This is a genomic window from Rhodococcus aetherivorans (assembly GCF_025722975.1).
In the GTDB taxonomy this organism is placed as follows: Bacteria; Actinomycetota; Actinomycetes; order Mycobacteriales; family Mycobacteriaceae; genus Rhodococcus; species Rhodococcus aetherivorans.
The window spans coordinates 41499-57191 of the sequence record NZ_CP106984.1; the positions used below are offsets into that span (position 1 = coordinate 41499).

General features: G+C 63.1%; 8 protein-coding genes and 1 pseudogene. 5 read left to right on the plus strand and 4 right to left on the minus strand.

Going from position 1 to position 15693, the window contains the following annotated elements; translation table 11 throughout:
* The first annotated feature begins 3802 nt into the window (after positions 1-3802).
* The 5 genes from OCS65_RS28730 (at position 3803) to OCS65_RS28750 (ending at position 9971) form a co-directional block, all read left to right on the plus strand.
* Positions 3803-4606: an IS5-like element ISRhosp9 family transposase gene (locus tag OCS65_RS28730; protein WP_263510442.1), complete on the plus strand. Its 804-nt coding sequence runs from the start codon at positions 3803-3805 to the stop codon at positions 4604-4606.
* A 955-nt stretch (positions 4607-5561) separates the two neighbouring features.
* On the plus strand, positions 5562-6179 hold the full coding sequence (locus OCS65_RS28735; protein WP_229581248.1) for a hypothetical protein: 618 nt from the start codon (positions 5562-5564) through the stop codon (positions 6177-6179).
* A gap of 9 nt (positions 6180-6188) precedes the next feature.
* Positions 6189-6824, plus strand: coding sequence for an RES family NAD+ phosphorylase (locus OCS65_RS28740; protein WP_263510602.1), 636 nt, complete (start codon positions 6189-6191; stop codon positions 6822-6824).
* 317 nt (positions 6825-7141) lie between these two features.
* A complete protein-coding gene (locus tag OCS65_RS28745; RefSeq protein WP_263510506.1) occupies positions 7142-7450 on the plus strand; it encodes a hypothetical protein in 309 nt (102 codons plus the stop codon).
* Between the two features lie 535 nt (positions 7451-7985).
* On the plus strand, positions 7986-9971 hold the full coding sequence (locus OCS65_RS28750; protein WP_263510507.1) for a cutinase family protein: 1986 nt from the start codon (positions 7986-7988) through the stop codon (positions 9969-9971).
* Positions 9972-10406: 435 nt separating this feature from the next.
* On the opposite strand, the gene OCS65_RS28755 is transcribed toward OCS65_RS28750, so the two are convergent.
* The 4 genes and pseudogenes from OCS65_RS28755 to OCS65_RS28770 all read right to left on the minus strand — a co-directional run bounded on the left by OCS65_RS28755 (position 10407) and on the right by OCS65_RS28770 (position 15676).
* Positions 10407-10880 carry a hypothetical protein gene (locus OCS65_RS28755; protein WP_263510508.1) on the minus strand — a complete coding sequence of 158 codons (474 nt, stop codon included), beginning with the start codon at positions 10878-10880 and terminating at the stop codon, positions 10407-10409.
* A gap of 804 nt (positions 10881-11684) precedes the next feature.
* Entirely contained in the window at positions 11685-13046 is a 1362-nt protein-coding gene (locus OCS65_RS28760; protein WP_120284879.1) for an MFS transporter, read from the minus strand.
* A gap of 615 nt (positions 13047-13661) precedes the next feature.
* Positions 13662-15030: pseudogene (locus OCS65_RS28765) on the minus strand (ISL3 family transposase).
* Between the two features lie 94 nt (positions 15031-15124).
* A complete protein-coding gene (locus OCS65_RS28770; RefSeq protein ID WP_120285403.1) occupies positions 15125-15676 on the minus strand; it encodes a MarR family winged helix-turn-helix transcriptional regulator in 552 nt (183 codons plus the stop codon).
* Positions 15677-15693: the final 17 nt, after the last annotated feature.

A 15693-nucleotide genomic window follows, 5' to 3' on the forward strand; every position in this document is an offset into this window, starting at 1 on the left:
CGATCGGCGTATTCCGCTTCAATGGTTGCCCGATACCGTCTGCCGAATCGGCAGTTTACCGCGGTAAACTGTCGTATGTCTTGACCTCGGCGCTCCGCCCGTCGACGGATGCTGTCAGGAAGAGCCTCATTCTCATGGTGCCGTTGTCTTGAGCACCCAACCGATGTGTCACCTGCGCTGCTCATTCATGCACGGGTCGACTCAGGGCTCGAACGCCGATCGCGCGGTCTCCCCTGGACTCCTCGCGATAAAGGCATAGCAGAACCTTGGGCGATGCCCGGTGGCACGGACCTTAACTGCAGTGGCGTTGGTTTCTCAATCTCCCCGACCCCAAGTCCTAGCAACCCATTCCTACAAAATCGGACTGCGCGACTGCATCAGCAGAGTGTCGTTGTATGTCGTGTCTCGGTGCGACCGCCTCGTTTACCGCAGTAAACGAGGCGGTCGCAAAGGCCGCTTCTAGCTTGCGTTGCGAGCTCGTCGCGGCCCACATCAGATGCACTTCACCTCTGGACAGACGACATCCGCGAGGGGTTTACCGCGGTAAACCAGCCCAGCCCATGTCCTCCATTGACGAATGCGTGCCCGCTCGATCCGCCTTGCCAATATCCGTCCGCGAGATCATGAGGGCGTGGGTCGATCTATGCTGGTTTACCGCGGTAAACAAGTCCCTGCCCCACTCCCGCATCCGGACGGTTTCGGCGCAACCTGTTACAGCAGAATCACAGTCGACGGGAGGTGGGACAGAACGCACCGGGCGTACGTCTCGTGTTCGATTCGCATTCTCCCACCGTGCACTGATGTTGTTTACCGCGGTAAACAACGCGGACCTGTGGTCGGTCCTCCGTGTGGATCACCCCTACAGCCGAGGCTCCGATTCGTGCCGGCGAGAGTGGATCTCACTATAGATACCGAGATGCTCTATGTCAGAACCCCTATAGCCAGTGCGGTTTACCGCGGTAAACCGCACTGGCCCCGGACTATCTGATCGTGTCCTTCTCCAGCTCTAGTGCGCTAGCAGAATCCCACTCGCCTTGATGGTTTACCGCGGTAAACCGTCAAGGCGAGTTATTTTGGCACCGAAGATCACTCGTCCCGACGGAACATCCCTCGGCGCCAGTGACCTGTATGAGATGCGATGTCTCTTAACGGTCTGGGTGCAACCGGCAAGGAAGGGGCAATGCGCTGAACAAGCCGAGATGCGAACGGCGGAGCAGTACTGTCTTCCGCGGGTCATTGGTTTACCGCGGTAAACCAGTACCGCGACAACGTTGATCAAGCTCGCATCCTGGCGCTCCCGCTCAGGAGATTCCGTTCCTGGTTTACCGCGGTAAACCAGGAACGGTTCAAGGGCGGACGTCGACTAGACACGGACTTGCTGTTTACCGCGGTAAACAGCAAGCCGCAGCAGGGAAGATCGTTGACGCGAAGCGCAACCGATCGAAGGGCGCAGACGGTCGAGCAAGTGCCATGGTCGGTGAGTAGCCCGCGAGAGGACTCGCTTCGTGCCCTCGGTTTACCGCGGTAAACCAAGAAAGCGGAGGCAGGGTATCCCGCCGTCGAGCAACTCAGAGGTAAGTCGGTGGTCGTCGAGCCTGTCGTTTACCGCGGTAAACCGAAGACACACCTAAGATGGTTGGGGCTCATCCGAGACGCGCCATTGAGCCACCTTGCCGCTTGACCGCGATAGCACAGCATAGGAGCCCATGGTGGGCTCGGAAGTGATAGCCATCACCGCCACGGAGAACAGGACGAGATCACCGGAGATCAGATGAGGGGGTGGAGAGGTCTGGTTTACCGCGGTAAACCACGGAGTCAACTCCTACGCGAAGACGCACCTTCGTGATAGCCCACCCTGCAGCACAGGGGAATCTCATGGTTTACCGCGGTAAACCACGGGTGCGCACTCATCGCTGGGCCGACGCACCGCTCAAGGATGAGGTCTGGTTTCGTCCAACGTACCTGCTGAGTGGCAACACTCAAGCCTGCCGTCAGTCACCACTTTTCGGGCGTCCTAAGCGCGTTTCTCTTGCAACACGCTGCGGATCCGCGCCATCGCGGTACGCCGAACGCTTTCCGATGCAGTCTTCTGCGCTCGTTCCACCATCGCGAGTGCAGCTGCATGACGTTCGGCATCGCGACGTCGTTTCGCGGCCTCGGCACGCTCGGTGGGGGAGGGGAGTGACCAGTCGATCGCGGAGAGTCTCCATCGAAGGTATCGGACAGGATGCTTCAGCGAACCTCGCGCAGGCCACATCCAACCACGTCGCCGAGTGTCTTCAGTGAGCGCAATGGCGATATCGCGACCACTCCAACGCTCCGGATCGACGTAATGGTCCCTGAGAGCCTCGCAGACGGACCCGATGTGCTCACCGGTGTCCAGACATGGAGCATGCGCAATTAATCCCGCAGCGGCCTTCTGAAGGCTGATTGAGCGCGGCTCTCTGGGTTGTTTTTGAGGGTCATCCTGCCCGCGCGCGCTCGCGCGCGTTGTCTTGTACTTCTTAACAGAAGTACAAGTACTAAAAGATAGAGCAACAGATTGGGGGCCATGGTCCCGGCTCTGGGGATAACGCGGCCGCCGCGGTTCGTTGGTTGCCGCGGGCGTCCTGGTCCAGCGCTGCGCGGGAGGCGTCGCCTGGGGCAGGCGGTCGCGTGTGGTCCGAAGGACGACTGACCTGGGGGAGAGCAGAGCCCAGACACTGGTGGCCTTGACCTGTTTACGTCCGTGATGCGCTTCAGCTGCCCACTGCTCGAGTGTACGTAGGAAACGTCCTCGGACCATTTCGCGGGCCAGTCCGAGTTCGGCCAGGACTCGCCGAGCGCGCTTGAGGACAGTGACGGAGACCCCTGCCCGCTCTGCGAGTACCTCGCGGGACGCTGTAACGCGCCGGCCTGTCCGCAGGTCCGCGAACGATGCCATGCTCACCGCGACCGCAAAGACCCGTTCGGGGTCGGTGTGATGGTTCCGGCACAGGCTTTTGCCCTCTTCTCGGTTGAGAATTTCACGGACCTGTCGTTGCCATTGTGCGCGTCCGGACCAAATGGGGGTTTTGGACTGCATTTGGGGCGAGACGGGAATTGACCATGTGCGGCCGCGCTGGTCGCTTTCCTCATTCATTCTCTCGACGCGTTCGATATTTGCTTTCGCTCGGAATACGGCGTCGGAATATTGGATATTGCCGAAATTGGAGAGGGAAGAAGCAACGTTTTCTGCCTCCGGGCGTGTGATCTGCTCATCGGAGGTCGTCGAAAAGGTTGTTTGCTGTTCAGGGCATGGGGTACCCTGAGACGTACCAGGCACGGTAAGTCCCTTCGGGGAATCGGGGATCTCGGCAAGGAAATCCCTGGTGAAAGCACAAAATGGAGTCGAAGCGGCAACTTCGGCCCCAAAAGGACACCTGACGGTGAGGGTGAAAACTAACGCCGTTAGGTGTTCGGAGTTCCGGTCGATCTCAGCAAAGTTCGACCGAATGACGAGCCCCCGCAAGGGGGCTTTGTCATGTGCTGTCCAAGCATCATGTAGTTGTGTGCGATGGGTGCGGTTCGATCTCCTCCGGTCGGTTTATATTCCTGGCAGTAATTTCATCACATGATCCCTCTCATGTCGCGCACCGGCTCGAATTTTATTTTCACGGGTCGATGGTGCGCGAGAGTCGGGCAGACGCATTGAGGTTTTCTCACCAGGAGTTCGCTGACGGCGGCCGGGGACATTCGGGCGGTGTGGCGTGAGATGAGGACGTGGGGTCCTACCTGGTAGAGATCGTTTCGACCAAGAAGCAATCCCGAAGCAGGACCCCACGTGATTTCCTATCGTGCCACGCTCGACGTGCCCGAGCGCACCCTGGCCTTCGTCGCCAGTGCCCTGGCCGCGCATCGCACCCGAGTCGACCGCCGACCATGGCAGCGGGCCGCAACCGTCTACGTCCAGGCGGTAATGGTGCTCCGCTGGTTCCGCGACGGCACCGACGTCGCCGCCCTGGCGCGCGATGCCCGAATCTCGCCGGCAACCGCCTACCGATACCTACACGAAGGCATCGACGTGATCGCCGCCCACGCCCCTGACCTGCACGAGGTCCTCGCCCACGGGAGTGCATCCGGGTGGGAACACGTCGGACTCGACGGCACCTTGATCGCCGCGACCCGATGCCGGGAGCGCTCCGAAGCCGGACACGACTTGTGGTACTCGGGCAAACACCGCCGACACGGCGGCAACATCCAGGTCCTGACCGACCCGACCGGCTACCCGGTCTGGGTCTCCGACGTCGAACCCGGCTCGGTTCACGACATCACCGCTGCTCGACTCGGCGGAGTCCTCGGCGCCCTCTATGAGGCCGCCACCGGCGGGATGCCCACCCTTGCCGACAAGGGTTACACCGGTGCCGGGATCGGTGTCCACACGCCGACCAAGGGCCGCGACCTCGATGCCGGCACTCGATGCCGCAACACACTTCTGTCCGCGATGCGCGCTCCGGCGGAACGTGCGAATGCCCTGCTGAAGACCCGCTGGAAGGCCTTACAACGAATCAGTCTGTGTCCGTGGAGGATCGGCACGATAACCGCTGCCGCCCTCGTGCTTCTTCACCTACAAGCCCCCGCCTGGTGAGAAAACCTCACTGGCGCGAGGGTGAAACTACCTGGGATGTGCACGGCGTCCTGTTGCGTCTTGTAGTAGCCCCCCGGGGGGTGCCGCGAGTGAGGACCACGGACGGCGGAGCGATGGGCTGTCATCGCCACGCGCTGACGACGTCGTCTGTGGGGTCGTACGAAGGGAGTCAATTGCTCGTCGGCGGCAATCGGTCGAGAGCGGGTGTGGTGTTGCATTGGCGGGTTGGTAGTGCCGCGGTCGATGATCTTGCTGAGAGGGGCGTCGATGTGGATGGCAGGTGCGTCTCTCTCACTGGTGCACGGGACGAATAGCGCGAGCTCAGGGAGTTCGGAGGTCTGAACCGCCCGAGGGGAGATAGGGGTACCAACGCGGCGGCAGTACGGCTCCGGGGTTCTTCTGTCATGACGGGTGGGGTGAAGACCTGAGGTGAACCCCTCGGGTTTGTACAGTGACCTCGGCCGCAACGTCCCACACGTGTGTTGCGGTCTGGCTGTGGCTCCGTCGACCGAGCTGCGGTGACGAATGTTCAACTCCATCTTTGGAGTGGTCGAGTCCTGGCAGGCCGCTCACCCCTCGGAGCTGCCCGCCCTGTGCCCCGGAGTCCCTGATTCCGGGGCACGGCGACTCGGGAAGCGAACGCTGTATATCCCAACGGACTGCTCGACCGTTTTCTCGGGCCGGCGAAAGGGGTCGTTGCGGAGACAATCACTCTGGTCGGCAGCTCTATCGGGAGGGTCGATCTTCGCTGTTCGATGACGAGAAGGTGTTGGCGGCGTCGACCCCGGTCCGGGATGTCATGGTCGTTGGAAGGGGCGCATGATGGCCGTGGCGCGTTGTTCTGGGTCTGTGTGGCTGCCAGTGCCGGTGTTGGGAGTTGTCAGGGTGTGCCTGCTTGACCGAGTTCGCTATCATGTATTTGCGAGCGTAAATCATCGCAAATGAGGAGGTCGTGGTGAGTGAAGCAACGACGGAGAGCCGCTATTTGCGAGGCGACCTCAATTTCGAAGATGCCTTGCGTGAAGTGACCGGAGTCGACATCGGCCGTGATCAACTCGTGCAGATCCTCAAGAGCCTCCATACGACGAACCCCGCCGGGCCCGCACTGTCCGAGCACGACGCATGCGTGCTTACCGATGCCGGATTCACCGCGAGTCCCGCTGCTGCCACGGCTGCGCGAGTTGATCGCGATGTTCGGATGGCCAACCTCGTCGCGACCTCGTTGTCCATTGCAGACGCTGCAGTCCGCCTCGGCGTCACGCCGGCTCGCATCAGGCAACGAATCGCCGACGGTACCCTGTGGGCATTCGACTCCGGTCGTAACCGCTTGTTGCCTCCTGCGCAATTCACCGACAGCGGGGCCGTGCCGTACCTCGACAAAGTCATGCCCCACATCCCGAAGGACCTGCACCCGCTGACGGTTCAGACATTGCTCACGCAGCCGCAGTCGTCATTGGTCGTCGATGGCCGACCGGTCTCGATCGTCGCGTGGTTGACCGGCAGCGCAGGCACACCCGAAGAGATCGAGGTTGTGGTCGACGTGCTTGCCGCCGTCGAATGGGAATCGGCGTAGATGGGGGCAATGCTTCCGCCACCGCCCTCCATCGCGCAGCTTCGTGCGGCAGGTCTGCTGCCGAAGGAAGTACTCGAGTGGCAGCCGAGCGAGATCGTGTGGCGCGTGCACCGTACGACCGGTTCACATGTTCTCCCGTGGAATGCGTTGCGTGAGTTCGGGCCGATTCTGCGGTTCGATCAGCATCCGCTCCCGCGTGGGGAGCATCCCGGCTACAGCGTGTGGTACGGCGCGTCCAGCCCCCGAGGTGCATTGGCGGAAGCGTTTCAATCGGCGCGGGTGATCGATCGCCATCGCGGTGACCCTTATCTGACCGGTGTGCGCTTCACCCGCGTTCTGCGGTTGCTCGACGTATCCGGTATCGGTGGAGGTGCATGGGCCACTCGGGTGGGAGGCAACCATGCTCTCGATTCCGCACCGCACCGTCTTTCGCAGCAGTGGGCCCGCACAATCCATCGCGCTCACCCTGGACTCGATGGGATCATCTATCGCGGCCGGTTTGCCGGCAGCACGTCCGTGGCTGTCGTCGAACGTGCTGCCGATGCGTTTCCGCAACGTCCTGTGCTGTCGCTTCCCTTGTCGCATCCGGGTCTGGCTGATGCCGTTGATACCGCAGCGCACGAACTCGGCTATGTCGTTATCTGATCCGGTTGCGAGACATGGCCATCACCCACACCTGCTGAACGCCGGGAGACTGCCGATGGCGAGTAGCGTGCCGACTGTAGTGGGAGGCGGGCTGGTCTCGGCGTCCGACGTTGAGCGGTACGTCGCCGTTGCCCACCCTCATGGGAGCCGATGAGGGGGCCTCGCGTCTTTGTTGTGCTCGGGACACGACGCTTTCGAACGTGAATTGTTCTGCACGAGGTCGGTGGCGACGGGCTGTGACGGTTGGGGCCTTTGGTGTGAGCCCTCGTGGTCTGCTCGCTGGTAACGGTCGGAGTCGAGGTTGCGACTCACGGTGTGTGAATCTTCATCAGGCGCCGGCCGCCGTTGCTTCGTCAGCCATTGCGTGTGCAGTGGTTGCCGTTCTGTTCCGGGAGTCCAGTGTTGCCACCGTGTTCGTCTGTGCGGCAACCGTCCTGATCGTTGTCAGCGCAATACTCGGGATGGCCCGGTTTCCTGCTGACCGCATGATTCGGTGCGAGGTATGTCGGCAGCGCCTGGCCGGTGAGGAGCCTGGTGGATTGTGCTCGGTCGCCTGTGCGGCGGAATATCGCGACGTGCTGGACCGGCAAGAGGAAGAAGACCACTGGTGGCGCGCCATCGCATAGCTCGTTGGTTGTCGTCGGGATGGCGGGTGCCTCTTGCATTCGCTGGCTGGGACTATCGGCCCCGACGTTGTCAGGACACCTGAAAGAAGGTTCGCGAGATCCGGTGGCAGTCACCGACATGAGAAGTAGTGGCCCGAAAAGCGATGTCTCCGGCTGACGGTCGGGTTCGTGTGATGCTCGCTCACATCAGGTCGCTGCTGCGCGTGACGACCCGTTCGTCGCCGGGTGCGTGAATCGTTCCATCCCGCCCAAGCGTGGTCGCGCATTCTGAAAGTGACAGCCTGCGGGCCGACGATCGAGGCACCGGTGCCGCCTTTCGGGCCCAAAAGAGCAGCGGTCCGCGTTGTCGATCGGTGGCAGCTTCTTCAATTCGTGCACGCTGCGAACGGGCGCCGTACCGTCTCTGAAGATCGGCTGATCGTGCCGATCACGGATCGAAAGTGAGCTTCGGGACACGGTTCACCGCGTTGGGGAAATCGGACGTGTGAGCGAACGTAGGCACACACACATGTCCTTTCGGCCATCAGAGGTATCCATGCCTGCCCGACAATCGAAGTCCCATCGCACCGCAGCGTTGATCGTCACCACGATCGTCGGTGGAGGCTGCACGCTGTCTACCGCCCCCGCGGTTGCCCAGACAGGGACGAGCGACTGTGTGCCGACGTTCAACCTGCTCATCCCCGGGACGTGGGAGACCGACGAGAACGCCGACCCTGCTGTGCCGGTGGGCATGCTCGCTCCTGTTGCGCAGGCGCTGCAAAGTGCCCATGGTGACGCGGTCGAGGTGTACACACTGCCCTACATGGCGCGTGCCTTCGACAACGGCCACACCTACGCGGACAGCAAAGCGGACGCGGTGTCGAGAGCCACGCGGGTGCTCGAGGATGTCGCACAGTCGTGTCCTCGTACGAAGCTCACACTGACGGGATATTCGCAGGGCGCCGATGCTGCGGGTGATCTCGCCTCGGATATCGGCAACGGCAGGGGACCGGTCGATGCGAGTCGTGTGCTTGCCGTCGGCTTGCTGGCCGATCCGGGCGCCGGAACACCGGGGACCGCGACGGTGGGTCCGCGGACGTCCGGCCACGGCATCGCCGATCCACGGCCCCAGGGGATGGGGGCGCTGTCCGGTCGGGTGGCCTCGATTTGCGATCCAGGTGATCTGTACTGCTCGATCGAGAAAGGGGCGAACCCGCTGATCGGCTCGCTCGGCTCGATCCTGAGCAAGACCCCCAGCACCGCCGGCTCCACCGCGCCCGACGGCAGCGCCTTCCTTGCCGGCGCACTGACCGCGGACTTCTCCGATACAGATCTGCCGGCCTTGCACGCCGACGTCACCAGCCTCGGCCGGCAGCTCACCGCACCAAGGATCGATCTCGGGCAGGTCGCCGCGACTGCACAGTCGATCGCGTCGACTCTTGCTCCGCTGGCCGACCTTCTCACCTCCGGGGCGGCGAACCCGGCGGCGACCGGTCAACTCGGTGCCGCACCGACCGGGACCGCCGAACATCACGCCTACGACGTGCTCACCCGAGCCGGTAAATCCGACCTCACCGGTGCCGTCAACGCTGCGGTCGAGATCGCCGATACGGCCCGCACGTTGGCCGGGAACGAGTCACCACCCCTGCCGACGCCAGCTGCCCAGATGCGCACTCTCACAGAGAATGCTGACGCGCTGACGAGGAAGATCGACTCGTTGGCATCCACCCCTGTCGATGTGCTTGCGTCGGCGAGCAGCGTGTTGTCGGTGCTCAAGCCGACGGTGGTGATCGATCAGGTTCTGAACGTCGTGACCGGCGTGAGCTCGCTGGATATGCCGGGAATCCTGCACAACTTGACCGTGCTGCCGCAGAAGGTTGCCGCGCTCGACGCCCAAGGTGCCCACCAGGTGGCCAGGGAGTTGAACAATCAGTTCTCGCCCCTGGTGAAGATGGCTGCAGCGGTGGACTTGCGGTGGGTGGCACAGGTGCTGGCCCTGATCCCGGATCCGTCCGGCGCAACGCAGATCGCGGCGTTGGTTGCGTCGATCCTGTCGAATGTCGACGTCATCAGGCTGGCCACGATCGTCGGCCAGATCCAGGAGATCGCCTGGTCGGCAGTGGAAAAGGTGCTTCCCCCTCCCGGTGTCGCGCCGGATCCGGTGGGAGCCGCTGCGGCGATGACCGGTTTGCTGCCCGTCGGATTGGACCTGGCATCGGTAGCGACCGACATGCTCTCGGGCAACCCGGCCAAGACCGCTCCCGCACTACTGGGCAGGACCGCACACGCTGCGTCGCCGACGATCACCAACCAGGAGGCGAACCTGGACTTGTGGCAACTGTCGAATTCACTGGTAGAGCTCTCACAATCCCCGGGCGCCGATGATCTGGCCTCATTGATCAGCGAAGGACTCAGCGCAGCAAGCTTCTTCACTTCCAACGCCCACACCAACTACAACACTCTCGTGGTCGACAATGCCGGCCGCAGTGCCATCCGATGGCTGTCGGATTGGCTCAATCTTCAGATCGGACGTGCCGTATGAGTTCCCGCGCCCATAACCCATCCACCCGTTGGATCTGGTGCGGTCGTTGTCAACACCGGGGGTATCTGACCCGCGGTGACGCGAAGACTGTCCGCAAACGTCACCGAGGGGAGAAAGGCATGGCAGTGTTCGCCTGCCCGTACCTCGACGGGTTGTTCCACATCGGACACCGACCGGACGCTTTGAGCAGTGGGAAGATCGACCGGGGTCATCTCCGTTCACGAGCCCTCTGAGCAACGGGAACCTGGCGACGGAGGGGGCCCATCTCTGTTGGCGGTCGCGCTCGGGTCGAGGCTCCACGCGCCGTAGTGACGAGACACCGTCCAGCTTGCTGCTCCTCACCCGGGGTGACGATGCAACTCGGAGGAGGGCAGGGACGCGCAGTGTTGGGGGACCGGCGTGGAGTGTTCGACGGATGCGGGCCCATGACCAGGGTCAGGATTTATTATCGAAAGTATGTTCGATAATTGGCCGGCCGACTTCGATCCTCCGCCGTACCGTGTCGCGGATCCGTCGATACCAGTGATCGTGCATATCGCCTCGGCCCTTGGCTCCATCGACGGACGCCGCGCCAATGATCTGCCCTTGCGTGTGCGAGCGGAGGGTCTTGCTCTGGACCTGCAGGTGCCGGGGATGTTGTCGGCGTGGGGCAGGGTGAATACGGGTGGCTGGCTTTGTAAAGTTTCGTTCCAGATCCCGACCGGCAACGGCCGCGGGTACCTCGAGGTCGACCAGTGGTGCCCGGCTGCCGCTGTCCGACCCTGCCGGTGAGGCTGCATGAATGGTCCGTTGCTGGCGCTCGTGAGCGGGAAGACAAGGCAGTTCGGGCTGCGGAGTTGTTTTAACCGCATCGGGCAAGCCCGGCACCCGGGTGTTGAGGGCGGTGTCGGCAAGAATCAGGGCGCTCATCGAAGTGGCGAGCGCGTTGGTCTGCGCAGGAGCTACCGGACTCGAGGGGTCGAGCTTCTCGGTCTCCGGCCGGATGCCTGCCAGGCAAGATAGGTCCACGCTTCAGGGCGCTGATACCAATGGAAGTGGGATCGGGCCGTTCGGTCGCCTCTCGGCGAAAGGCGCAACACGGCTCCAGCCGAACGGAAATCCATGAAGGCAAAGGGTTGAGCCCGGGGGACACGAAACGCACCCGATCCGGATCGTTCAACGCGGCCCTGCCTCCGGCTATTCCCGTCTCGAATGACTTTGAGGGTGACGATGTGTCCCGGAGGAGGGGGTGGGGGTCAGGCCCAACGGTGCCTCGAGCTTTCCTGACCGGGTGGTGTGTTCGGGAGCGCGGCGACGGGAGCGGCGTGTCGGAGGGGGTGTGACCGTAGGTGCGAGTTGTCGACGGTTGGTCTCGAGGGAGTATGACGGGCCGTTCGATAGAACGGGCTCGCCACAATTGGCTGTGCGCCTGTCGGAGGGGAGGCCCGGATGCCCCACCGGCGGGGGATGGAGGCAGGGCATCCGGGAGGGTCGACTCGTCGACCCGGGAGTCACGAACCGCCTACAGGGGGATGGCGGGTCGTGGTGGTTGCGGAGAGGTCATTTTGCCGATCGCGGCGTTAGTCGCCTTCTCGTGCGCAGGTTGATGCCGCGGTGGTCGTGTTATTCCTCTGTGGTCCCTGATTGGGCTTTCTTACCCGGCGGCGCCATTCGGTGCTCAAGGGGTGGAAGGAGGGGTGTTCTATTCGGGCACCCCTCCTTCGTGACGGCCTCTTACACCGTGACGTCGACCGACTTCTCGGTGGCGTTCTTGGGTGCGAGATCCGTTCCTCGTGTCTCCCTGGTGAGAGTTACGGTGAGGAACGAGACCAGACAGAGGGCGGTGACGTAGATGCCGATGGAGGGCGACCAGCCGGTCGCGTCCAGCAGGCTCTGTGCAACGGTCGGCGCGAACGCTCCGCCAAGGATGGTGCCGATCGCGTAGCCGATGGACACACCGGAGTAGCGCACCTCGGCCGGGAACATCTCCGCGTACATGGCGGAAATGGGACCGTACGAGAATCCGAGTCCCACGGTCAGAACCAGTACTCCCAGTGCGAGGAGCCAGATGTTGCCGGTGTCGATGAGCAGGAAGAGCGGGACGAGCCAGAGGATCAGTGCGCCGTACCCGAGCTGGAAAGCACGGACGCGTCCGAGCTTGTCGGCGACCATGCCACCCCACAGAGTCGTGCCGACCCAGGCGACGGCGGCGACCATGGTCGCGGCGAGCACGGGGCCCTTCTCCAATCCGACCTCCTTCGTGGCATAGGAGGAGATGTAGGCAATGAGCAGCCAGCCGGCCGCATTGTTACCCATGAAGATCAGGGCGCACTTGACGAGGGTCTTGCTGTGCGAGCGGAACAGTTCACCCAGAGGGGCCGACGACTGCGTGCGACGCTCGAGCAGCTCCTGGAAGACGGGGCTCTCGTCAATTGCGCGTCGGATGAAGTAGCCGATGAAGATCAGTGCTGCCGACAGCAGGAAGGGAATACGCCAGCCCCATTCCATGAACTGTTCGGTGCTCATCATGAAGGTCAGCCCGGTGAATACCATCGAGGCCAGGAACATGCCGATCGGGCAGCCGATCTGGGGGAACGCTCCAAAAAGGCCACGCCGGTTTCGGGGTGCGTGCTCGACGGCCATGAGTGCAGCGCCGCCCCATTCGCCACCGGCTGAAATTCCCTGGAGGATCCGGAGCAGCGTGAGGAGGATGGGGGCCCACACACCGATCTGAGCGTAGGTCGGCAGAAGGCCGATCAGTGCCGTCGAGCCGCCCATGAGAAGCAGGGTGAACACGAGCATCTTCTTACGACCGAGGCGGTCGCCGAGATGTCCGGCCACGACAGCGCCGAACGGTCGGAACAGGAAGCTGATTCCGATAGAGGCGAAGGAGACGATCTGGGTCAGGGTCGAGGATTGGGAGCCCAACGGTTGAAAGAAGAGCTCACCGAACACCAGTGCCGCAGCACTGGCGTAGACGAAGAAGTCGTACCACTCGATCGACGTTCCCACCAAGGTGCCGAGCAGCACTCGGCGTTTCTCGGTGCTGATCGCCGGCGCGTGTGCGTCGGAGCGCACGTCCAAGGATTCGTTCATGGGCTTTTCATCCTGAGGGGGTTGGGCCGTGTGGTGTGGGCCTGGAGAGCTGGGGATGGGGGATGTGGAGTTCAGCGGGAGTTAAATCTTTTGCGGCCGTTGCCGATACCGAGTCGAGAGTCATCCGCTTGTGGCGGTGAGAGGATTGTGGACGTCGGGAAGGTGCCGGTGCTCGATTGTGCGGCGCTCTTCCGTTGTCGGAGTGCGCTAGTCCTCGGTGAGGACCCCGGGAGTGGGGGTGTGCTCCGCGGGATCGAGCTTCGATATGCAGAAGTTAGGTGTCACTGCAGGCTCGAACTCCAAACGGTCAAAGCTTTGACGGACGACGAAAGAGTAACTGACGTCACAGGAGATGCACAACCCTGTTTTGCTGGGCTTACCAGAGGCGGCTGCTTTCCCTGGCGGACCTGCGGAAAGTCGCCGACGCGACGGCGTCGATTTGAGGGCGTCGGGGGCTTCGTCGGCAAGGCGGCGGGCGTTGTCCGTCCTGGAATTCCGTGCGCAGCACGGAACTCCGGCGGGAGAAATTCATGGCGTCACTGCAGAACGGCTGCGTGGTCGGCGTCTCGAGCTGGGGGTTCTGAAGGTGCAGATAGGAAAGGGGGCTCTTCGCAGTTAGCAGTGGCATTGGCGCCGGCTGGGTGTGCTCCGCCGGGAGCGGCGGGTGCAGGCCCACCGTACCCGGCGACGTTGATTCTCCGGGGTACGGAATCCGAACGCGATGCGGCCGATGTGCTTGACGATCCGGTTGTAGCCTTCACTGCGCGCGTTGGACAGGCCGGTGGTGATCGCCAGAATCATCGGTTTCTGCCACGCCGAGACGGTCGCCGCCAGCTTGCCGATCTCCGGGACCCGGCACGCGGCGCAGAACGTGTAGAACCGGTGCAGCGCATCTCGGATCTCGTGTCGCAGACCACCACGGTCGTTGCAGCGCAACACATCCCGCAGTAGTTCCTTCGCGATCCATGCGGCGGCAATGTCCCCATGGGGGTCGGCGGCGGTCAGCTTCTCGAACAGCGCCGATCGTTGTTCGATGGTGAGCCGTTCGGAGGCCCGCAACAACCGGCGTCGATTGATCCATTCGACATCACTCTTGCGGCCCCGTCGACCCCGCTCGGCCTGGGTGACCCTGCGCCGGACGGTATCGACCATCTCGTTCGCCTTCTTGACCAGGTGGAATCGGTCCACCACCAGTTGGGCGTGCGGCAACGCCTCGCGCACCGCCTTCGCATACACCGACGACATATCGATCGCGACGTGGGTGATCTGCGCCTTCCACGCCTCGTCGCGGGCGTCGAACCAGTCGATCACCACGGAGGAGGTGCGTCCGTTGACCTGCGCCAGCAATCCTTGATCGCCGGTCAGATCGACCAGTCCGGTGTCCCACCGATCCACCCATCTCCGTTCCCCGGTCTCGGGGCACGTTTCCCATTTCGCCTTCCCGCGTCGGGTCTCGTCGATCCCGAGGACGAGCACCGGTTCGGGTTCATCGCCCAGGGCGGCGTCGGCGACCACAACGAGGTGGCCGTGGACGGTGTGCCAGGCGCACCCGTAGTCGCCGGCGACGGCGGACACCGACCGGTCCCCGTCGAGGACCGCGTCGACCAGCAGCGCCTTCGCCCGGGGCGTGACCCGCGTCCGCGAGGGCAACCCCGGCGTCGACTCGGTGAACACCTTCCGTTCACAAGAAATATTGGTGCACAACCATTTCCGCTTTCTCCACACCAGCAGCGGATGGTCGGGTCCGACCTGGACGTCCCGCGGTCTGGTGGTGACCCAGCCCTTCGAACGCGTGGACTTCTGTCCGCACTGCGGGCACATCCCGACCCACTCCGGGGCCGTCGCGATCTCTACGATCCGGCTGTCGTCGACCGTGCGCTGCACCGACTCGACGACGACGCCGTCGAGATCGAGCAGCAATGAACTACCGTGGAGCATGCCCGCGTTCCTTGCTGTCCTGGATGCCTGAGAACACCCAGCTCACAAGGGCGCGGGCCCTTTTTCAATCACCGACACGGCAACGGGGTCGGTCGACACCCGCCCCTACCAACTGCGAAGAGCCGGAAAGGGTTCGGTGGTTACTCCCGAACGTTGACGCCCAGATCGTCGGATGCGCCCGCCAATTTGTCGAGGAGTTTGGACAGTTGTCGTTGTTCGTCGTCTGTGAGCGCTCCGGCCCAGCGCCGTTCTCGCGCGTGGTGTTCGTCGAGTACCTCGTCGACGAGGGTTTGTCCCTGTTCGGTCAGTTCGATCTCGATCGTCCGCCGGTCGGTTTCCGAGCGGGATCGGGTGACGAGGCCGTCGCGTTCGAGGGTTTTGATCAGTGCGGATACGCCGGCGCGGCTCATGCCGGTGATGCGCGTGATCTGGCGGGACTCCAAGGGGCCGATGGTCCAGAGGGTGAACAGAACGCGGAAGCCGGACCAGCTCCATCCGCGGGGGCGATGTACCCGGGACTCGATGTCGTAGATCATCACGTCCGCGATGCGGGTGAGCTGCAGGACCAGTCGGGCTGCCATGGGGGAGGTGTCGGGCCTGCGCTGCGTCAACGCGTCGACTGCTCGATCCAGGGACGTCAGGAGGTTGAGGTCGGATGGATCGTGGTCGGGCGCGTTGGTGCTGTCCTGCATGGTTGAACTGTATGTGA